A 19588-nucleotide genomic window follows, 5' to 3' on the forward strand; every position below is an offset into this window, starting at 1 on the left:
GGGGCTGGGTATTATTGTGCCTGTGGCGAACGGCCTTGTGGTGCAATAACGCGATATCGAAGGGTGGCATCATCTGAAGCTCCTGTTTGTTGCCTCTAATTTGGCAACGGCGCTGCCCTCTCGCTTGAAGACAATCCTGAGAAACCCCCGAGAAACCTTTGGGAAGGCCATTGAACCTTGTGGCCCCAATCGAAACGGAGTGTATTCAGCCCATGCGCTATGAGTTTGCAGATTGTATTCTGGACGTTGACCGCCACGTGCTGTTGCGCGGGGGCGAAGCGGTTCCGGTTGAACCTCAGGTCTTTGATCTGCTGGAGTTACTGGTTGAAAGCCCCGGCAAGCTGGTTGCACGCGAAGAGATCATCGAGCGGGTCTGGCATGGTCGGTTTGTCTCGGAATCGACCATAAGCGCCCGCATCGCTGCAGCACGCAAGGCAGTAGGCGATGATGGCAAGACGCAACGGATCATCCGGACAATTGTGCGGCGTGGCCTGCAGATGGCGGCTGAAGTCAGCCGTGATTCACAGCCTGCACAAAACGGCGAACATCGAACCCAGCGGCTAAGATATGCCCGGGGACATGACGGTCAGGCGATTGCCTTTGCCATGTCCGGAGAAGGCCCTCCGGTTCTGAGGGTCGGTTCCATCGTTTATGATCTGGAGGCAGAGGGGCGGCTGGCTTCTGAGCGGACCTACCTTGAAGCGATGGACGCTGAGTTCACGATGTTGCGTTACAACAAAAGCCACCAGTCCCATTGGGGCGACCCCTGCCGGGCCAATTACGAAGGGGTTGCCGAAGACATTCTGGCGGTGACGCAGGCCGCAGGATTTGACCGGTTTGCCATTGTCTCGGAATTCGGCGGCGTATTCTCGGCCCTGCAATTCGCCACGAAATATCCCGAGCGCGTCAGCAGGCTGGCGATTGTTGGCGGCTGGGCAGAAGGGCGCGATCATCGTGAAGGTGTGGCGGGGCCGGATTCGATCCGCAACCTGATCATCGAAGGCTGGAAAGACCCCGGGAGCGGTTATGCGGTTGGCTCGCTACTGAGCTACTTTCCCGAGGGACCTTTGGAAACCGTGCGCGAAATTGTGAACGAGATGCAGACGCTCTATTCCGTCGAGCAGAAACTGTATCAGCGCGACAGCGGAAACACCGCCTCGGTTCTGCATCTTTTGCCGCAAGTGCAATGCCCGACGTTGGTCCTGCATGGGCGCAACAGCGCCGTCCACCCCTTGTCCGAGGCGCGAAAACTGGCAGCCGGTATTCCCGACGCTTCGCTTGTCATTCTGGAAACCGCCAATCACATTCCTCTGCCCGGAAACGACGTTTACGACTCTTATATCGAGACGCTGAAAGGCTTTCTGGGCGCAACCGAATAGTGTCGTCGCGATGTGCTGGACATTTGCCGCCGCGCGCCCCACTTTTCGCCGCACCAAGACATAAGCAAGAGGCCCCCATGTTCCAGACATTCGAAGTGACCGCCCGCCCGGAACAGGGGCCGCCCAGGCTGGCGGCCTTGCGCAGTGAGATGGCTCAGGAAGGGCTGGACGGATTTCTGGTTCCCCGCGCAGATGCGCATCAGGGGGAATATGTAGCGCCGCGCGATGAGCGTCTGGCCTGGTTGACCGGGTTCACCGGATCGGCCGGGTTTTGTGCCGCGCTGACAGACGTGGCGGGTGTATTCATCGACGGGCGCTATCGCACGCAGGTCAAGGCGCAGGTCGCGGATGTGTATACTCCGGTTCCCTGGCCCGATATCGGGTTGGCCGCCTGGCTGAAAGAACAGCTGCCACAGGGCGGCAAGGTCGGGTTTGACCCCTGGCTGCATGCTGTGGGTCAGATCACGAGCTCCCAGAAGGATCTGCAGGGCAGCGGTATCGAACTGGTCCGCTGTCCGAACCTGGTGGACCGGATCTGGGCGGACCAGCCTGCGCCACCGATGAACCCGGTTAGCGCGCACCCGATTGAATTCGCGGGTGAATCCGCCGAAAGCAAGATCAGCCGCCTGGCCGAAGCGCTGCAAAAAGCAGGACATGCGGCTGCGGTGATCACGCTGCCGGACTCCATCATGTGGCTGCTGAACATCCGGGGATCGGATATCGGGTACAACCCGGTGGCGCACGGGTTTGCGATTCTGCATGCCGATGGCGGAGTGGACCTGTTCATGGCCGCCAAAAAGCTGTCCGGTGTTGCCGATCATTTGGGGCCTCGGGTGCGCCAGCACGAACCGGATGCGTTTTTGCAGGCCATAAGCGGGCTGGCTGGTTCGGTGCAGGTCGATCCGGCGACATTGCCGCAGATTGTTGCGGACGCTCTGGGCGACAGGATGGCCGAGGGGGGCGACCCCTGCGCCCTGCCCAAAGCGTGCAAGAACGCTGCGGAAATCGCGGGCAGCGCCGAGGCGCATCTGCGCGATGCAGTCGCGGTGATCGAAACGCTGTGCTGGCTGGACGCGCAGCCCCCAGGCAGCCTGACCGAAACACAGGTCGTCACCCGGCTGGAGGAAAACCGACGGCAGGACGCGGCACTGCGGGATATCTCGTTCGACACCATTGCGGGCACCGGGCCAAACGGCGCAATCATGCATTACCGGGTGACGACCGAGACAGACAGCCTGTTGAAGGATGGCCATATTCTGGTTCTGGACAGCGGAGGGCAATATCTGGACGGCACCACGGACATCACCCGAACCGTTGCGATCGGCACCGCCGGTGACGAGGAAAGCGCCTGCTTCACGCGCGTGTTGAAAGGCATGATTGCCATGTCCATGCTGCGCTGGCCCGTCGGGCTGTCCGGGCGCGACATCGAATGTGTGGCGCGCGCGCCGCTGTGGTCCGCGGGGCAGGATTTCAACCACGGCGTGGGCCACGGCGTCGGTGCCTATCTGAGCGTGCACGAAGGCCCGCAGCGCCTGTCGAAGGTCAGCCATGTTGCGCTGGAACCCGGTATGATCCTGTCAAATGAGCCGGGGTACTACCGGGAAGGTGCCTTTGGTATCCGGATCGAGAATCTGGTGGTTGTGGACAAAGCCCCCTCGCTGCCCGGTGGTGATACCGAACGGGCGATGCTGAACTGGCGTACGCTGACCTTTGTGCCCATTGACCGCCGGTTGATCGTCGCCGACATGTTGTCCCCGCAGGAACGGGCATGGCTGAACGAGTATCACCGCGAAGTTGCGGAAAAAATCAGGCCAAGGCTGGGCCATGACGCGCAACTGTGGTTGGATGCCGCAACCGCGCCGGTGTGACATCCGGCTGTTACATAGACTGGGCAGAGGAAAGGCCCTGACGCGACAATAGAAGGAGCAGACATGACCGACCACATAACAATCCGCAAGGCGCCCGGAAAATGGAGCGTCCGGTCAGGTGGCGCGATTCTGGGCGAAACCACGGGTGCGCTGGAGTTGCTTGAAGGCAATCTGGATCCGGTGATCTATTTCCCACGCTCAGATGTCGCGATGGCCTTTCTGGACCAGACGGATAAAGTCACCCACTGCCCGCACAAAGGCGACGCCACGCATTTCTCGATCGTCAACAAATCCTCGACAACCGAAAACGCCGCGTGGAGCTATGAAGACCCGATCCCGGCGGTGGCCGAAATCAAAGGCTATCTGGCGTTCTATCCGCTGGATTCGGTGAAGGTCGAACAGTTGTAGAACCATCCGGTGTTGAGAAGTCAGTCGAAGCCGACAGTTGCGCCAAGTGATGGCAGGCCGGATCACCCCTCGGCGGGTTGCATGGCCCGCTGATAGAGATGCCATGTTGTGTGGCCAAGGATCGGCAGGGTGAAGATCAGTCCCAGAAACGCCGGGACAAGCGACAACAGCATAGTGACCGAGATGATCGCCGCCCAGCCAAGCATGACCAACGGATTTTTCGTGACGACGCGAATGGACGTGATCATGGCAGAGACGAAATTGGTTTCCCGGTCAAGCAGCATGGGCATGGCGATGACGGTCACCGAGAACAAGGCAGCCGACAGAAATGCGCCGACGCAGGTGCCAACGGCCAGGAAAGTCCAGCCCTGCGGTGTGAAGAACACGGTGTTCAGAAACCCGTCGAAATCCGAGAAAGATGCATTCTGTAGGATGATCGCCAGCCAAAGCCGGACCTGATAAATCCACACCCAGAAAATGAACAGGGTGACAAAGGCCATCCAGCCCATTTCGCGCTTGCGCTGGTTGGCCATGACGGTGAGGATTTCAGACCAGCCGAAACTCTCGTCGTTCTGCATCCGGCGGGACATCTCATACAGCCCGGCGGCAGCAAATGGCGCGACCAGGGGGAAGCCAACAACCGCTGGAATGATCATCCAGATCTTGCCAAGCCAGACCAGGCTCCAGACAAACAGGATGCCGAAGACTGCATAGAACAGGCCAAAAAAGCCACTCATGAAGGGGCGGGCCAGAAAATCGGAAAAGCCGGCCTTCAGGGACGCCGTGATATCATCCGCAGTGACCTTGTTGATCCTGGGCATGGCCTGCGGCGGCGGCGTCAGATTGTCCGGTGGCGTGGAACCCGCAGTCTTGGATGTCATGACACTCCTCCCAAAGCAGCTGCACCGTTCTGGTCCGCTTTCAAACAGACCAAACGGAGAAACAGACATCCCTCCTCTGCGACCAAGTTTGCATCAGGTGGGGCACAAGGGCAAGAAGCGAGTATTGTGGCCAAGTCTTCGCAGGGTCTGCGGAAAATCAGCAATTTCGCGTCAAGGGTACGCCGGTTCCCAAGGCCTGGGTTATTCGGGAGGGCTATGCGACCGCCCGGAACCCTGCCTTTGTGTTGCCTTTGGGATAGTCGATGTCGGGTGCCGGCAAGCCCAGCCCCCTGCACTAAGGATCCCAACCGGAGCCAAGCGGCAGCTCGATAAGCCGTTCCGCAGGCACTTCGTTTCGGACACTGGCGATCGTGTCCTCGTAAACAGACAGAACATGTGCCTTGTCCTGGATGTTTCCGCCGAAAACCCCTTCGGTTATCACGCTGGTTCCCAGACCGCCGACATCCGTGCCCGTTAGCAGCGCTGTCTGAATCGTATTGGTGAAACTGTTCCACCAGTCTTCGGCGGGCCGGTGGGTCAGCACCACTTTGGCATCCGGGTAGAAGGCCATCGTTTCGCGCCAGTAGGCGGCTGATGGCCAGTCCACGGCGCTGATGTATCCTTCAAACAGCGAGGGCCAGTCCGGTGTTGCCCCGTTTGCGAAAGCGAGCCAGCGTTCCCGCTGCGTTTCGCTGTCCATGACCTCGTACATGTGGTGCGTCGGTCCGAGCCCAAGGGCTTCAAGCGCCCGCTTGAGGCTTTCCGTTCCTGTCCGTCCAAATCCGGCTCCGATCACTTTCAAAGTCATGTTCATCCTCCGGTCAATTGCAATGCATCCCGTGACGGGTCTGCTTGCCTAAGGATGTCCGGATGTGTCAGATTGAACAATCAGATCAATTCGTTTCAATACATTGAAATTTTCAATTACACTCAGACAGGGTTCCGATGTCCACAGCGCCAGAAATACTCTCGCTCGATTTCGCGGCGCTTCGTACGCTGAAGCTGGTGTACACGCACCGCTCATTCGCAAAGGCCGCAGCCGAGTTGGGCATGAACCCGTCTTCGGTCAGTTACACGATCGAACGTGTAAGAAAGGCAGCGCAGGATCCCCTGTTCGTCAAACAAGGCGGGGGGATAGCACCCACGCACCATTGTCACCGGCTCATGGACCGGGTGGAGCACATGTTGGAAGAAGCCGAGCAGTTTCGCGACGATGAGGCATTCGATCCGAAGCAGTCCGAGGGAGAGATCCGGATCAACATCACCAGTTACGAAACGTTGCTTGTTTTGCCGCAAGTTGTTCGGCGGCTCCGGCGCGAAGCACCTGCGATCCGGCTGATCCTGAACTATAACTACGGCCTTGCCAGCGACTTGTTGCTGAGTGGCAGCGCCGATATCTACCTCGGGCCGCAGAAAGTGTCGGACAGCGGGATTTACGGCGAAGAATACCTGAACTGCGAGCAGCATGTCTGCATGATGGATCCGTCACACCCGCTGGCAAAGAAAGAGGTCCTGGGGCTGGACGACATCAAGGAGATGAATTTCGTCCATTTCGAACCGCGCCCCGGCTGGCAGCAGGCGACGGTTCGCTATGCCGCCGAACAGGGCATCAGCCTGCGGCGTTCGATCGTCAGCAGTGATGCGATATCCTTTGGCGAAATCATCGTGGGCACCGACCTGCTGGCTGCGTTGCCTTCACGGATGGCCAACCGTTTCAGGGACAGGCTTGCTCTGCGGCCTTTCGATTTTGACACGGGCATGGCAGAGCATATGTACTGGACCGCTGCAACCGACCGGTCGAAACTGGCACGTTGGGTCCGGTCTGTGATCAAGGAAGAAGCGAAGAAAGCGCCAACCGGCTAAGCGGCTCCCGTTTCAGAAGACGCAGCGCAACGTACCGGCTTCCGCCTCGCTACGAATGCTCCTCGGCCGCTGTCGCCGCCAGCGCGCGGTTATACGCCTTGAGCGCATCTATGTGATAAAGCGCGCCGACCGGGGTTTCGACACCGTTTTCTTCGATCAGAACCACCGGAATGCAGGGGATGTCATCGCGGTCGAAATAGGGCATCGCAGCCTCAAGCGTGGCGCTGGCCTGAATGCAGAAGCCCTGTTCAATCAACTCCTGCGCCTCGTCCCTGGTGATCGAGCGCGGATCTCCGAGCGGGCGCATCACGGCACCAGCGCGCAACATGGCCAGCAGGTAGGCCTGCGGCCCCGCGGCCAGATGCACATTGCGGCGCTCCAGTTGTGTCAGGAAGAAGGACCGGTCCACCAGGCGCGAAGCCAGCGCGGTGGACATCGAAACCGAGACCATCACCGCAAGGCCGATCTGCCAGTCTCCGGTCAGTTCGAACACGATCAGCGTGGTCGAGATGGGTGCCCCCAGAACTGCGGCGGCCACGGCACCCATTCCGGCAAAAGCATAGAGCGTGTGGGTCCCCGATACGTCCGGCAGCAGGCCGGTGGCGATCAGGCCAAAGGCCAGCCCGGTCAGCGCGCCGATCATCAGCGACGGTGAGAACACACCGCCACCCATGCGGCCGCCCATGGTAATGGCGACCGCAACGGTCTTGAGAACGGCAAACAGGATTGCGGTGGTCAGCAGCAGGTCGCCGGTCAGGGCGCGGATCGTGGTCTCGTACCCGACACCGATGATATGCGGGAACCAGATCGCCATCAGCCCCAGCATCGCCCCCGATACCGCCGGCCGCAGCCAGCGCGGCAGAGACAGGCGGGTCTGAATGTGGTTGCCGATATCCTCGGCAAAGAAGATCGAGCGCATCAGCAGCAGAGAGACGAACCCACAGATCAGCCCGAGGATCAGGAACGCGGGCAACTCCACATAGAATTGCAGCGATCCGGGGGTCTCCAGGACAAACTCGGTGACGTCACCATAGGCCAGACGGTTGATAACTGTCCCCGCGACCGAGGCAATTACGATAGGGGCGAAGGCATGGACCGCGAAATGGCGCAGAACCACTTCGAGCGCAAAAAGCGCACCTGCGATCGGGGCGTTGAAGCTGGCTGAGACGGCGGCGGCCACGGCACAGCCCAGCAGGTCGCGACCGGTGATGCCGTCCGCGTGGATGCGGTTGCTGACCCATGTTGAAATGACGCCCGCCATGTGAACCACCGGCCCTTCACGGCCCGTCGAGCCGCCAGAGCTGAGCGTTATGAGCGAGGCGAGGAAAGACGCGATCCCTGCCTTGATCTCGACCCTCCCATCAGTGACGGCAGAACCTTCCATCACGTCCGCTACGGACCGGACACGCCCGTCATCGGTGAAAATGTGCAGGATGATACCGACAACCAGGCCACCGATGATCGGCGTGATCAGGATCAGGACCCAGGGCAGCTTTTCCACATGGCTGTGCAGCAGAAGGATATCTTCGGTGTTGTAGATATACGCCTGAAGTGCGGCGATGGCCTTGCGGAATCCCAGCGCCATGAAACCCGCCGCGATACCGATGGCCAGGGCAATGAACCAGAACTGAATCTGGCTGGGTCCCCGGCGGAGCATCACCCGCCATGCATCCTTGATCGCGGCCAGTGCCTGATTGAGCTGATTGCGCAGAACGGTGCGGGTCGACTGGGTCATTTGCCCTCGGAGGTCATCGTTCCCTCATTAGTAAGCCACGGGGCGTCCTTATAAAAGTGGGATAGCGACGGTTTGAGAACCGGAAAGCGGCAGATATGTCTCAGGCCTGCAGCAAAGCGCGTGCGGCGGCGCGGGCTTCGTCCGTTATGGTGTCGCCTGCGACCATGCGGGCAATCTCATCCACCCGATCCGGGTCGGCCAGCGGGATGACGGTGGACAGGGTTTGCCCGTCCGCAACCTGTTTCTGCACACGCCAGTGATGCGCGGCCCGCGCGGCCACCTGCGGCGAATGCGTCACGACCAACACCTGCCCCCCCTGCGCCAGAGCGGCCAGACGGCGGCCAACCGCATCGGCAGTGGCACCGCCGACACCCCGGTCGATTTCATCGAAGATCATTGTGCGGGCGCTGTCATCACCGCTGAGGCAAACCTTGAGCGCCAGCAGGAAGCGGCTGAGTTCACCGCCGGATGCGATCTTGTTCAGCGGTCCCGAGGGCGCGCCGGGATTGGTGGCGACGGTGAAGGCCACCGCATCGGTGCCTTCGGGGCCGGGATCGGCTGGTGTGATTTCGGTTCGAAACACCGCGCGTTCCATTTTAAGCGGTGCAAGTTCGGCCATCACGGCGGCGTCGAGTTGCCCGGCCGCATTCTGACGCATGGTGCTGAGCTGGGCTGCAGCGGCATCGTAGGCGACCTGCGCGGCCTCGACAGCGGCACGCCTGTCGGCAAGGTCGGCATCTCCGGCGTCCAGCCGGTTCAGACGCTCACGCAGGGTTTCGGCGAAAGCGCCCAGATCGTCCGGCGCGACGTCGTGTTTGCGGGCCAGCGCGCGGATGGCGAACAGGCGTTCTTCAGTCTGTTCCAGTTCTGCCGGGTCGAAATCCAGCGCCTGAAGGCAGGCGTTGACGCCATCCTGCGCTTCGCCCAGTTCAATCATGGCGCGGCCGAGGGCGGCGATGGGCTCTTCAAGCTGGCCGCCGGCATGGTCCGACACACCTTCAAGCCAGCGCACCGCGTCGGCCAAAGCGCCTTCGGCGCTCTCGCCCCCCAACAGGGCAAAGGCACGGGCCACGTCGTCGCGGATCCGTTCGGCCCCCTGCATCATGCGGCGGCGGGCGTCGAGTTCGGCATCTTCACCCGGCTGAGGATCAAGCTGATCCAGTTCCGACACAGCATGGCGCAGAAACTCTTCTTCGGCGCGCATTGCGGCCAGCGTGCCTTCGGTCTCGGTCAGCGCCTTGCGGGCGCGGGACATCTGTGACCAGGTCGCTCGAACGGCGCTAAGCTGGTTCCCTGCCCCGGCATAGTCGTCCAGCAGAACACGATGACCGCGCGGGTTCAGCAGGCCGCGGTCATCGTGCTGGCCGTGCAGTTCGATCAATGTCTCGGACAGCGCACGCAGCACCTCGCCCGAGCAGCGGCGGTCATTGACCCAGGCGGTTTTGCGGCCCTCGGCCGTGTTGACGCGGCGAAGGATCAGTTCTTCGCCGGCGGGCAGCCCGGCTTCGGCCAAAACTGCATGGGCGGGATGATCGGCGGACAGTTCGAATTCGGCCAGCACTTCGCCCTGTGCTGCCCCCTGCCGCACCAGTTCGGCGCGACCGCGCCAGCCCAGAACAAAGCCCAGCGAATCCAGCAGGATCGACTTGCCCGCACCGGTTTCACCGGTCAGCGCATTGAGACCCGGCTGGAAGGTCAGTTCCAGCCGGTCGATGATCAGCATGTCGCGAATATCAAGGGCGCGTAGCATCGGGTCCTACTGTCCCAACCCTATGGTCATGGCGATTACAACCACTGCCCTTTGATCGATTGACGGTAAACCTGGCTGAGCCAGTTGTTGCCACGGCTCTTGAGTTTGAGGCCGCGCGAAGTCAGCAGGGTATAAGCGCTGTCGTACCATTCCGAAGACTGGTAGTTGTAGCCCAGGATCGCACCGGCCGACTGCGCCTCATCCACCAGGCCCAGCGACAGGTACGCCTCGACCAGACGATACAGCGCTTCGGCGGTGTGCGAGGTGGTCTGAAAATCCTCGACCACGACGCGGAAGCGGTTGATGGCGGCGGCGAAATGATCCTGACGCAGGTAATAGCGTCCGATCTCCATCTCTTTTCCAGCCAGATGGTCGAAGGCGAGATCGAATTTCAGCACCGCAGAGGTGGCGTATTCACTGTCCGGATAGACCTCGATCACCGTGCGCAGCGCCTGCAGCGCCTGAAAGGTCAGACCCTGATCGCGGCCCACTTCGTCGATCTGGTCATAGTAGCTTAACGCCAGCAGATACTGGGCATAGGCGGCATCTTCGTCCGTGGGGTAGAAATCGATATACCGCTGAGCTGCGGCCCGGCTTTCTTCATAGTTCTCGTCGGTATGGAACGCGAACGCCTGCATGATCAGCGACCGTTTGGCCCAGTCAGAATAGGGATAGAGCCGCTCGACTTCCGAGAAATACCACGCCGCATCGTCAGAACGGTTCTGCGACAGTTCGTATTCACCGCGCGTGTAAATCTGTTCCGGCGTGAAGCCTTCCAGGTTCTGGTCGCGGTCCGCGCCCCTTCTTCCGAAAAGTCCGCCATTGCCGCACGCTGCTAAAGTTGCTGCCAGAAGAATCGCCCCTGCGAACCTGACTGCCGCTTTGCTGCCCACCATTCCGCTCATCCTTGTCGTCTTGCTTAACGGGTTCTGACCCGGATTGTGCCATGGTCTAGCATAGAAAATTCCGGTGCAAAACGTCTTTAACGCTCTCTGTCGGAAATGTCGCCAGTGTTGATCCGCGGCATCTCGCAGACCGCCCAGATCAGGCGACTTCGGGGATTTCCGCCCAGATCAGACCCTGACCGGGCAGTCGGGCCGCCTGTTCGGGGGTGCACAGCACGGGGCGCACGGCGCCGGGCGTCTCGAACAGCTTGCGCAGCAGCGTGTTGGTCATCGAATGACCGGACTTGTCGCCGGTGAAGTGGCCCAGAATCGGACCGCCTGCCAGATACAGGTCGCCCAGGGCATCCAGCATCTTGTGGCGCACGGCCTCATCCGCGCGGCGGAACCCGCCGGGTGTCAGAACGTCGGTGCCTTGAACAACAACTGCGTTGTCCAGCGTACCACCCAGCGCCAGACCGTTTTCGCGCATGGCTTCGACATCAGTGCGGCGGCAGAACGTGCGGCAATCGCTGAGTTCGCGCGCGAACGAGCCGTTGCGCATATCCAGCGTCTTGGTCTGGTTGCCGATCGCGTCATCTTCGAAATCGATGTGGAAGTCGATGATCAGCCCATTTGCCGGAGCGATCGAGGCGCTTGCGCCCTCGCGAGAGACGGTGACCGGTTTGAGCACTTCGTAGGCCAGAACAGGGCTGGCCTGACGGCGCACGCCCTTGGCCATGATGCCGCGCACGAATTCGATGGACGAGCCGTCCATGATCGGAACTTCGGGGCCATCAATCTCGACCAGCGCGTTGTGCACGCCGCAACCGGCAAGGGCCGCCATGATGTGTTCAACGGTTGAAACGGAAACTCCGGCCTCGTTCACCAGACGGGTGCAGAGCGGGGTCCGGTCCACCATGTCGTAGATCGCCGGGATCAGCGCATTGCCCAATTCGATATCCGTCCGTTTGAACCAGATGCCGTGACCGGCGGCTGCCGGCTTCAGGACCATCGTCGCAGGCTTGCCGCTGTGCAGCCCTGTGCCTGTAAACGTGACCGATGATTTGAGCGTGTGTTGCAAAACTGACCTCAGTGAGTGATGTCCAGCCTGCTTGGGCTGTGTTGGACACTCAGTTAAGGAAGCCGGCGATAAGGCTCAACTCACTCTTTGCAACCGATTGAAACATGGATGTTACAGATCGGCAAAACCCTGCTTACATTACAATAAGCACTTTATTTTAAACGAAAAAGGGCCGCCAAATGGCGACCCCTTGTCATCATTTTGTTACCGCGATCAGTTGGCCTGACGGCGCAGGAAGGCCGGAATTTCGATACGTTCCTGATCCGGATCTGCCTCTTCATGGGCAGGTGCCGTGGCGTCAGCCTGGCGCATGACCGGCTGTTGGCGGGCCGGTTGAGCGGGTGTATCGGCCGCATGACCGGTCATGCGGTCGATCAGCCTGTTGAAGCCGAAACGGGGCCGGTCATGAGCTTCCGCCTGCCGTGCGGGGGCTGCTTCTTCGACGTCCGCGCGGCTTGCCGCCATGCGCTGTTTTGCCGATGGCACATTCTGAACCGCCGCCTGCAGTCGCTGCAGGGCCTCGGGGGACGGAGTGCCGGCAGCAGCGGCGCGCGGTGCGACAAAGCTTTCCGGCGCAGGTTCCGCAACCTCGGGCTGCGGCTCAAACTCGGCCACGCGCGGCTGATAGGCGGGCGGCGGCAGGTCATCATCATCCTGTTCCGCCTGCGGCTGGAACTGAGGCTGGGACTGCACCGGCTCGTCAGCCGCTTCGAACAGCGATGGTTCGGGGTTTACCTCAGTAGGTGCCTGCTGTTCTGCGGCAACGGTCTGCGCTTCTTCCTGCGCCTGCTCTTCCGCGGAAACGGTGCGGGTCAGCGGTGCCGACATCGAACGACGCGCAACCGGAATTTCGGCCTGTTTGTCGGTTGCATCGATCCCGGTGGCCACGACGGACACGCGCATGCCGCCTTCCATCGCGGTATCGAGGGTCGACCCGACGATGATGTTGGCTTCGGGGTCCACTTCCTCGCGGATGCGGTTGGCGGCTTCGTCCAGTTCGAACAGGGTCAGGTCGTGCGAACCGGTGATGTTGATCAGCACGCCCTTGGCACCCTTGAGGCTGATTTCGTCCAGCAGCGGGTTGGCAATCGCCTTTTCGGCCGCCTGTACCGCGCGATCTTCACCGGTTGCCTCGCCGGTCCCCATCATCGCTTTGCCCATCTCGTCCATGACGGCGCGAACATCGGCAAAGTCGAGGTTGATCAGGCCCGGACGGACCATCAGGTCGGTCACGCCTTTGACCCCCTGATACAGAACGTCGTCAGCCATCGAGAACGCCTCGGTAAAGGTCGTCTTTTCATTGGCCAGACGGAACAGGTTCTGGTTCGGGATGATGATCAGCGTATCGACAACCTTCTGCAGCGCCTCAACACCGTCTTCGGCCTGACGCATCCGCTTGGCACCTTCGAACTGGAAGGGTTTGGTTACGACACCGACGGTCAGCACACCCAGCTCGCGCGCGGCCTGCGCGATGATCGGAGCCGCGCCTGTCCCGGTGCCACCGCCCATTCCAGCAGTGATGAAGCACATATGCGCGCCAGCCAGATGATCGACGATCTGTTCGATGCTTTCTTCGGCGGCGGCTGCGCCAACAGTCGGACGCGCCCCAGCGCCCAGGCCTTCGGTGACTTTCACACCCAGCTGCACCCGTGCCGAGGACTGGCTTTGCTGCAGCGCCTGCGCGTCTGTGTTGGCGACCACGAAATCGACGCCGTCCAGCTGTTTTTCAATCATGTTATTGACGGCATTGCCGCCTGCACCGCCCACGCCAAATACTGTGATCCGAGGCTTCAGTTCGTCGTGCCCGGGCATCGAAAGATTCAATGTCATGCTCTGTCCGCCTGTTCTTATAACCCGCCAAAGCGGTGTTTTTCTTACCTATCCGCCTTTAATTCTACCGGTCATATCCACAAACGTCACGTCAAAAATCGCAGGAATCCACAAAATATGGAGGAAATAAGGCAGCCAGAGGCGGTATTTCGCGCGATCCGCCAGATGTTGCGGAGCGAACGCAAGGCGCCACAAGGCATACGCAATTCGTGCCGCCAGCCAGAAGATGCGTCACAGAGGGGTCAGTTCTTGTTTTGCGGGTACCTGCTCGGGTCCTGCCGCCGGGCCTCTGTCGGGCCTTGTGGATATCTTGAGGGATATTCTCGGGCACCGCAAGCCGATTTTTCAACTGACAGGGACACTTGGACAGTTGAGGCTATCCTCGCTTATTCGGCGGACCTCCTGAATTTCACCGCCGATGAAGGTGGCCAGGCGCACCAGCAGCCGGTCGTGGTGCAGAAACGGCCACCAACAGACTGGCACCCCGTCCGTGTCATTGTCATAGAGGAAGCAGATCTGCCCGTTTGGCGTGGTGATCTGACCATAGACGCAGCCCAGGCCATTCTCGCGCCAGACCGAGGTGTTGCGACTTAAAAACTGCTCTGTTCCGACCAGCTGACCGCTGCGGATCTCATAGAACGTGACCGTCTTGCCGATGACCGCATCCAGAAACGCGTCGGGAGAGATGGCGGTCTGAGCGACCGCGCCGGCGGGCAACAGCAACGGGGCGATCAGCCCCCGAAGCAGCCATCTACCAATTGTCACGGAACCAGCGCACGGCGCGTTTGAAGGGGCGCGCCGCGTAGGTGTCGACCGGGATCTCGAAATCCCACCATTCGTCCTGCGGATGGGCGGCGAACAGGCTGAGGCCGACAGCAGATGAAAAACTTGGCCCTGTGGCCGATTGCGGCAGGCCGTGAACGCGCAAGGGGCGACCAAGGCGGACGCGCTGACCCAGGATACGGGTGGCGAGGCCGTCCAGCCCCATGATCTGGCTGCCGCCTCCGGTCAGGACGATCTGCTGGCTGGGCATGTGTTCGAACCCGGCTGCGTCCAGTCGCACGCGGACCTCTTCGAGAATTTCCTCGACCCTTGGGCGCATGATTCCGATCAGTTCGGCACGGCTGACGGTGCGACGGTCATGTTCCCAGTCGCCGGTATCGCCACCGATATCGATCAGATCGCGATCATCGGCCCCTGTGGCATGCACGCCGCCATTGAAAGTCTTGATCCGCTCTGCCACTGCCGCTGGAACGCCGAGGCCCATGGAAATGTCCGAGGTCACGTGATCACCACCCATGCGCACGCAATCGGCATAGATCATGTGTTTCTTCATGAAGATCGACACGCTGGTGGTGCCGCCGCCCATGTCGATACAGGCCGCGCCCAGTTCCTGCTCGTCCTCGACCAGCGCCGAGATGCCCGAGACATAGGCTGAATTCGCTATCCCCGCCAATTCCAGGTCGCAACGTTTGATGCACCGCACGATGTTCTGAATCGCCACCGCATCAACGGTCAGCATGTGCATATCGACCGCAAGGCTCTGCCCCATTTGTCCCCGCGGGTCGATCAGGCCGGACCGGTTGTCCAGCGCGAAGTTCACCGGCTGGGCATGCAGAACCTCGCGCCCGGCCCCGTAATCGGGCACGTCGCAGGCGTTCAGCACACGTCCGACCTCGGCTTCGGTCACAAGCTGACCTTCCAGATCGACCTGAGCGTCCAGACCGTAGGAGCGCGGGTTCGCGCCCGAGAAACTGGCGATGACGTGATCAACGCGAATGTCCGCCATCTTCTGTGCCGCCTGCAAGGCAGTGCGGATGGCGCGTTCGGTTTCCTGCATGGCAGTGACTTCGCCGAACTGCACTCCGCGCGAGCGGGTCGTCGCGGCGCCGATGACACGGAACCCGGTCTGCCCGGCCAATGAACCGATGCTGTTGTCATCGCTCAGCCGGCCGGTACCGTCAAATCGCAGCACCAGACAGGCGATCTTGGAACTGCCCACGTCCAGAATGGCGATGACGCCCCTTTGCACGGCTTGCCTGCGCATCTGCCGCATGGCCCGCTGGGACTGGTAAAGATCGGTCATCATTGTCGCTACTGCCCGCTACTCGTTGTCACTTTTGTATTCCACCAGTCTTCGCTGGCGGCTTTGGTCATTCGGATGGTCGGACGCTGACCGAGGCGCATGTCGACCACGGCCACATCGCGTTCCAGAAGGTCCTGTACCTCGTTTACCGCCAATACCCGCTCGAGCGCGCGAACAGGGCGGTCGGTTGGCAGCATGATGCGCTGGCCACGATCGAGGACCAGGTCCCAGCGGCGTTCACCGATGCGTACCAGTCCGCGCACGCGGTCACCAAGGCTGCGCGCTGTGGTCAGGATCCGCAGCGCTTCGCCGACATGCTGATCCGCCCCCTGACCCGCGATCAGCGGCAGATCCGCATGATCCTTGCGCGAGGCGACCTGATCCACATGGGCACCGGTTTCGTCCAACAACTCGATCCCGTCGCGCGTGCGCCAGACGATGACCGGCTGACGCTCGACCACATCGACCTGAAGAATGCCGCCCGGGCGAATGCGGACGGTGGCCGATTTCACCGGGTCCAGTCCGGTTATGGTGTCGCGCATCTGTTCGACATCCAGATCCCAGGAACTGATCGGGAAGTCCAACGGCACGACTTCGCGGATGTCGTCGGACAGGCCCGGCCCCGCACCATCGATGGCCATCAGGTTGACCATGAATTCGGGGCGCTCCTGAACCGAGGTCTTGATGTCGGCGATATAGGCGCTGAGCGCTTCGCGCCGGTCTTCGGACGCGAAATAGAGCCCGACCGCCGCCGCAACAACGCAAACCGGCAGGCCCAGACGAACGCTCAGCCGGATGCCCGGTGTCAGCATCCAGCGCTGGAACCGGTAGCTGAGCCGCGACGGCGCGGGATCGGAGCGGCGGGCGTTGCGACCAAAAAACCGGGCGCCGCGCAGTTGCAGTTTCGGCTTGGCCTGAGGGGTCGGCTCGGCAGTGGCGAAATCGGCATCCTGCCCGGCCAGAGGCTTGCTGCGATGGATCACGGGTGCGCGGGTGGCGGTCAACGGTCGCATGAGGCGTCCTCCACCATCCAGGCGCAAAACTGGCCGAAACTCATGCCCAGATGCGCGCCCTGTTCTGGCGCCAGCGAGGTCGGCGTCATGCCGGGCTGGGTATTGGTTTCCAGCAGGAACAGACCATCCGCGCCCCGTGCATCGTCCCAGCGGAAGTCGGTGCGGCTGACGCCCTTGCACCCCAACACCTTATGAGCGCGCACGGCATAGTCCATGCACATGTCGAAAATGTCAGCCGGAATCTTGGCAGGCAGTTCGTGCGACGAGCCACCGGGCTTGTACTTGGCGTCGTAGTCGTACCAGCCTTCGGTCATGATCTCGGTTACGGTCAGGGCACGGTCGCCCATCACGGTCACGGTCAGTTCGCGCCCCGCCACATATTGCTCGACCATTACCTGATCCGGCATGTCGTCGGACAGTTTCGGGGGACCGTTGGTGCCTTCGTGCACCAGATAGATACCGACGCTGGAGCCTTCGTTGTTGGGTTTGACCACATAAGGCGCAGGCATGACGTGGTCGGCTTCGACCTCATCCTTTGGGGCGATGATGCTTTCTGCGATGGGCAGGCCTTCGACGCGGAACGCTTCCTTGCTGCGCTGCTTGTCCATGGCCAGGGCCGAAGCCAGAACGCCGGAATGCGTATACGGGATACGCATCCATTCGAGCATCCCCTGCACACAGCCATCCTCGCCCCAGCGGCCATGCAGGGCGTTGAAAACCACATCAGGCTTGATATCCAGAAGACGCGCGTAAAGGTCGGGACCAGCGTCCAGTTCGACCACCTCAAAGCCTTCTTCCCTAAGGGCGGCTGCGCATTCGCGCCCGCTGCTGAGCGAGACCTCGCGTTCCTTCGAGGGGCCGCCCATCAATACCGCCACTTTGGGGTTTGTCCTGCTCGACTTACCCACTTCGTGCGCCTCAATGTCCCCGGACCTTATGTGGTGGTCCGTATCTTGTTTATGCCTTTGATCCGCCGCCTGAATTTGCCTGCTATGGTCTGACGGATGGGGCTTTATTCTGTCAGCGGATCACCGACCCGCATGATTTCCCACTCTAGCGTGATGCCGCTTGTTTCGTAAACCTTTTTTCGCACCTCCTCGCCCAGCCCTTCGAGGTCGGCGGCGGTGGCGGTGCCGGTGTTGATCAGGAAGTTCGAGTGCTTTGGACTCATCTGCGCTCCGCCGCGTGTCGCGCCGCGCATGCCCGCATCATCGATCACTTTCCACGCCTTCAGGTCATGGACGTCATCGGCCCGGCCTGTGGAGGAGAAACCGGCAGGGTTGCGGAAAGTGGAACCGGCGCTGCGATCCTTGGTGGGCTGTGTCTCGTCGCGCTTTTGCAACTGCGCCGCCATGCGCGCATGAAGGTCCTCGGGATCGCCCGGAGGGCCTTCGAACGTGGCCGAGACCAGAACCGCGCCTTCGGGCAGATCTGTCTGGCGGTAGCGGAAGTTCAGTTGGTCGGGCGACAGGTCCACAACACTGCCCTGCCGAGTCACGATGGTGGCCTTGCGCAGTACATCCGCCGTGTAGTTGCCGTAACAGCCTGCGTTCATTCGCACCGCACCACCGATGGAGCCGGGGATGGTTCGCAGGAAGGTCAGGTCGACCCCCGCGTCCGCCGCCTTGCGCGCCACATGCGCGTCCAGTGCCGCCGCGCCTGCGGTAACAGTGTTTCCCTTGACCGAGATGCCGTTGAAGCCGCGCCCCAGCCGGATCACCATGGCCCGCAAGCCGCCGTCGCGGACAATCAGGTTCGAACCGACGCCCATCGGGAACACCGGAACATCCGCCGGCAGGTCGCGCAGGAACGATTGCAGATCTTCAAGGTCGGCTGGCTGGAACAGATAATCCGCCGGTCCTCCGACACGAAGCCATGTGAGGTCGGCCAGCGGACGGGCCTCGGACAGGCGGCCTCGGGTCGCGGGGAGGGTTGTCATTCGGCTGCACGCGCAGCCAGGCTGCGCCCGCCGACCCCGCCCATGATCGCGGCGAATAGAAACGGAAGCACACCGGCGGTCAGCCAGACGAGCGGACCGAATGCCTGCTCTTCTTCGCCCGTTCCAACGCTGGCCAGCATCACGATCAGCACCAGCCCGGCAGCAGACGCCAGCCCAATCAGCCACAAAAGACCACGCAGGCCGATCCAGCGACCCGCCGTGAACCCTGCGGCGGCACCAAGAACAAGGGAAATGAGCGGCAGATAGGCAAATGTGGTGATCGTCGCCATGGCGGACCTCGTGAAGTTGGCCGGTTATTCGTCAGCCGCCTTCATGCCCTGCATTTTCGCCTTTGTCCAACGGGTCAGATAAATCACCGGCCAGCGCAGCACCGACATGCCAGCGGCCAGTACGATCAGACCGACCCATGGGCCATTCTGATAGGTCACAAATCCCAGGATCGGGATACCCAACGCGATCAGGACATAGGCGCGAGTCCAGTGATTGTCCTTGCTGGGGATCATCGCCAGCACATTCGCGGCAACCCCCCAGAGAGCGGCGAGAGCAATGGACCAGTTCATTCCACGACCTCCCCGCGCACCCATTTGCGCCAGTAATAGCGGATCGGATTGCGGAACATCGAGACAAAGCCGCCCAAAGCCAGCAGCGACCAAAGCCAGCCATGTACGTAGCCCAGCCAAACGATCAGCACCGGCGCACAGATCAGCAAAATGATACCCGGAGGGAATTGCAGCCGCATCGGAAGCAACGCCACGATAGTAGCGCAGATCACCCAGAGCGCTGAGAAGATCATCGAATAATCCATTCGCCCCTCCAAGGACGCGCGGAAGCCGCCCGCAGCATATCATAC

At 61.3% G+C, this 19588-nt stretch carries 19 protein-coding genes; 4 read left to right on the forward strand and 15 right to left on the reverse strand.

What is annotated here, in order from left to right; genetic code table 11:
* Nucleotides 1–212: 212 nt before the first annotated feature.
* The 3 genes from ACR0J8_RS12465 to ACR0J8_RS12475 all read left to right on the forward strand — a co-directional run bounded on the left by ACR0J8_RS12465 (nucleotide 213) and on the right by ACR0J8_RS12475 (nucleotide 3655).
* Nucleotides 213–1379, forward strand: coding sequence for an alpha/beta hydrolase (locus tag ACR0J8_RS12465; RefSeq protein ID WP_480525152.1), 1167 nt, complete (start codon nucleotides 213–215; stop codon nucleotides 1377–1379).
* A 77-nt stretch (nucleotides 1380–1456) separates the two neighbouring features.
* Nucleotides 1457–3247, forward strand: coding sequence for an aminopeptidase P family protein (locus ACR0J8_RS12470; RefSeq protein WP_480890478.1), 1791 nt, complete (start codon nucleotides 1457–1459; stop codon nucleotides 3245–3247).
* A 63-nt stretch (nucleotides 3248–3310) separates the two neighbouring features.
* Nucleotides 3311–3655 carry a DUF427 domain-containing protein gene (locus ACR0J8_RS12475; RefSeq protein WP_480525148.1) on the forward strand — a complete coding sequence of 115 codons (345 nt, stop codon included), beginning with the start codon at nucleotides 3311–3313 and terminating at the stop codon, nucleotides 3653–3655.
* 62 nt (nucleotides 3656–3717) lie between these two features.
* Here ACR0J8_RS12475 and ACR0J8_RS12480 read toward each other — a convergent pair whose 3' ends face one another.
* Nucleotides 3718–4536 carry a DUF2189 domain-containing protein gene (locus tag ACR0J8_RS12480; RefSeq protein WP_480525146.1) on the reverse strand — a complete coding sequence of 273 codons (819 nt, stop codon included), beginning with the start codon at nucleotides 4534–4536 and terminating at the stop codon, nucleotides 3718–3720.
* A gap of 295 nt (nucleotides 4537–4831) precedes the next feature.
* Nucleotides 4832–5344 (reverse strand): sulfotransferase family protein, encoded by a 513-nt coding sequence (locus ACR0J8_RS12485; RefSeq protein WP_480890481.1) that lies wholly within the window; start codon nucleotides 5342–5344, stop codon nucleotides 4832–4834.
* 137 nt (nucleotides 5345–5481) lie between these two features.
* Here ACR0J8_RS12485 and ACR0J8_RS12490 point away from each other — a divergent pair, with 137 nt between their 5' ends.
* Complete coding sequence (locus tag ACR0J8_RS12490; RefSeq protein ID WP_480525142.1) at nucleotides 5482–6399, forward strand: LysR family transcriptional regulator; 918 nt, start codon at nucleotides 5482–5484, stop codon at nucleotides 6397–6399.
* 49 nt (nucleotides 6400–6448) lie between these two features.
* Here the strand turns inward: ACR0J8_RS12490 and ACR0J8_RS12495 are convergent, their stop codons facing one another.
* The 13 genes from ACR0J8_RS12495 to ACR0J8_RS12555 form a co-directional block, all read right to left on the reverse strand.
* Nucleotides 6449–8134 carry a chloride channel protein gene (locus ACR0J8_RS12495; RefSeq protein WP_480525140.1) on the reverse strand — a complete coding sequence of 562 codons (1686 nt, stop codon included), beginning with the start codon at nucleotides 8132–8134 and terminating at the stop codon, nucleotides 6449–6451.
* Between the two features lie 100 nt (nucleotides 8135–8234).
* Nucleotides 8235–9884 carry a DNA repair protein RecN gene (gene recN / locus ACR0J8_RS12500; RefSeq protein ID WP_480890485.1) on the reverse strand — a complete coding sequence of 550 codons (1650 nt, stop codon included), beginning with the start codon at nucleotides 9882–9884 and terminating at the stop codon, nucleotides 8235–8237.
* 35 nt (nucleotides 9885–9919) lie between these two features.
* Nucleotides 9920–10780: an outer membrane protein assembly factor BamD gene (locus ACR0J8_RS12505; protein WP_170615252.1), complete on the reverse strand. Its 861-nt coding sequence runs from the start codon at nucleotides 10778–10780 to the stop codon at nucleotides 9920–9922.
* Between the two features lie 148 nt (nucleotides 10781–10928).
* Nucleotides 10929–11849: a UDP-3-O-acyl-N-acetylglucosamine deacetylase gene (lpxC, locus tag ACR0J8_RS12510; protein ID WP_170806597.1), complete on the reverse strand. Its 921-nt coding sequence runs from the start codon at nucleotides 11847–11849 to the stop codon at nucleotides 10929–10931.
* 213 nt (nucleotides 11850–12062) lie between these two features.
* Nucleotides 12063–13679, reverse strand: coding sequence for a cell division protein FtsZ (ftsZ, locus tag ACR0J8_RS12515; protein ID WP_480890488.1), 1617 nt, complete (start codon nucleotides 13677–13679; stop codon nucleotides 12063–12065).
* 345 nt (nucleotides 13680–14024) lie between these two features.
* Nucleotides 14025–14444 (reverse strand): hypothetical protein, encoded by a 420-nt coding sequence (locus ACR0J8_RS12520; protein ID WP_480525134.1) that lies wholly within the window; start codon nucleotides 14442–14444, stop codon nucleotides 14025–14027.
* Nucleotides 14431–15765: a cell division protein FtsA gene (gene ftsA / locus ACR0J8_RS12525; RefSeq protein WP_480525284.1), complete on the reverse strand. Its 1335-nt coding sequence runs from the start codon at nucleotides 15763–15765 to the stop codon at nucleotides 14431–14433. Before ftsA ends, ACR0J8_RS12520 begins: the two co-directional genes overlap by 14 nt.
* An 8-nt stretch (nucleotides 15766–15773) precedes the next feature.
* Complete coding sequence (locus ACR0J8_RS12530; RefSeq protein WP_480890491.1) at nucleotides 15774–16778, reverse strand: cell division protein FtsQ/DivIB; 1005 nt, start codon at nucleotides 16776–16778, stop codon at nucleotides 15774–15776.
* Complete coding sequence (locus ACR0J8_RS12535) at nucleotides 16766–17686, reverse strand: D-alanine--D-alanine ligase (RefSeq protein ID WP_480525132.1); 921 nt, start codon at nucleotides 17684–17686, stop codon at nucleotides 16766–16768. The genes ACR0J8_RS12530 and ACR0J8_RS12535 overlap by 13 nt, the downstream gene beginning before the upstream one ends.
* A gap of 104 nt (nucleotides 17687–17790) precedes the next feature.
* A complete protein-coding gene (gene murB / locus ACR0J8_RS12540) occupies nucleotides 17791–18717 on the reverse strand; it encodes a UDP-N-acetylmuramate dehydrogenase (RefSeq protein ID WP_480525130.1) in 927 nt (308 codons plus the stop codon).
* Nucleotides 18714–19007: a hypothetical protein gene (locus ACR0J8_RS12545; RefSeq protein ID WP_170615238.1), complete on the reverse strand. Its 294-nt coding sequence runs from the start codon at nucleotides 19005–19007 to the stop codon at nucleotides 18714–18716. The genes murB and ACR0J8_RS12545 overlap by 4 nt, the downstream gene beginning before the upstream one ends.
* A 24-nt stretch (nucleotides 19008–19031) precedes the next feature.
* The gene (locus tag ACR0J8_RS12550) at nucleotides 19032–19298 is read right to left on the reverse strand and encodes a DUF2484 family protein (protein ID WP_170677935.1); all 267 of its coding nucleotides are present in this window, start codon (nucleotides 19296–19298) and stop codon (nucleotides 19032–19034) included.
* A complete protein-coding gene (locus ACR0J8_RS12555; RefSeq protein WP_480525128.1) occupies nucleotides 19295–19543 on the reverse strand; it encodes a DUF2484 family protein in 249 nt (82 codons plus the stop codon). Before ACR0J8_RS12555 ends, ACR0J8_RS12550 begins: the two co-directional genes overlap by 4 nt.
* Between the last annotated feature and the right edge of the window lie 45 nt (nucleotides 19544–19588).

This window comes from Ruegeria sp. N11, assembly GCF_056531525.1.

What these genes read in the sequence shown, in the direction of transcription:
- ACR0J8_RS12485 (WP_480890481.1), bottom strand. Translation starts at nt 5,344, where the DNA reads ATGACTTTGAAAGTGATCGGAGCCGGATTTGGACGGACAGGAACGGAA.
- ACR0J8_RS12545 (WP_170615238.1), bottom strand. Translation starts at nt 19,007, where the DNA reads ATGGCGACGATCACCACATTTGCCTATCTGCCGCTCATTTCCCTTGTT.
- ACR0J8_RS12480 (WP_480525146.1), bottom strand. Translation starts at nt 4,536, where the DNA reads ATGACATCCAAGACTGCGGGTTCCACGCCACCGGACAATCTGACGCCG.
- ACR0J8_RS12530 (WP_480890491.1), bottom strand. Translation starts at nt 16,778, where the DNA reads ATGCGACCGTTGACCGCCACCCGCGCACCCGTGATCCATCGCAGCAAG.
- ACR0J8_RS12490 (WP_480525142.1), top strand. Translation starts at nt 5,482, where the DNA reads ATGTCCACAGCGCCAGAAATACTCTCGCTCGATTTCGCGGCGCTTCGT.
- ftsZ (WP_480890488.1), bottom strand. Translation starts at nt 13,679, where the DNA reads ATGACATTGAATCTTTCGATGCCCGGGCACGACGAACTGAAGCCTCGG.
- recN (WP_480890485.1), bottom strand. Translation starts at nt 9,884, where the DNA reads ATGCTACGCGCCCTTGATATTCGCGACATGCTGATCATCGACCGGCTG.
- ACR0J8_RS12470 (WP_480890478.1), top strand. Translation starts at nt 1,457, where the DNA reads ATGTTCCAGACATTCGAAGTGACCGCCCGCCCGGAACAGGGGCCGCCC.
- murB (WP_480525130.1), bottom strand. Translation starts at nt 18,717, where the DNA reads ATGACAACCCTCCCCGCGACCCGAGGCCGCCTGTCCGAGGCCCGTCCG.
- ACR0J8_RS12475 (WP_480525148.1), top strand. Translation starts at nt 3,311, where the DNA reads ATGACCGACCACATAACAATCCGCAAGGCGCCCGGAAAATGGAGCGTC.
- ftsA (WP_480525284.1), bottom strand. Translation starts at nt 15,765, where the DNA reads ATGACCGATCTTTACCAGTCCCAGCGGGCCATGCGGCAGATGCGCAGG.
- ACR0J8_RS12550 (WP_170677935.1), bottom strand. Translation starts at nt 19,298, where the DNA reads ATGAACTGGTCCATTGCTCTCGCCGCTCTCTGGGGGGTTGCCGCGAAT.
- ACR0J8_RS12555 (WP_480525128.1), bottom strand. Translation starts at nt 19,543, where the DNA reads ATGGATTATTCGATGATCTTCTCAGCGCTCTGGGTGATCTGCGCTACT.
- ACR0J8_RS12465 (WP_480525152.1), top strand. Translation starts at nt 213, where the DNA reads ATGCGCTATGAGTTTGCAGATTGTATTCTGGACGTTGACCGCCACGTG.
- ACR0J8_RS12495 (WP_480525140.1), bottom strand. Translation starts at nt 8,134, where the DNA reads ATGACCCAGTCGACCCGCACCGTTCTGCGCAATCAGCTCAATCAGGCA.
- ACR0J8_RS12505 (WP_170615252.1), bottom strand. Translation starts at nt 10,780, where the DNA reads ATGGTGGGCAGCAAAGCGGCAGTCAGGTTCGCAGGGGCGATTCTTCTG.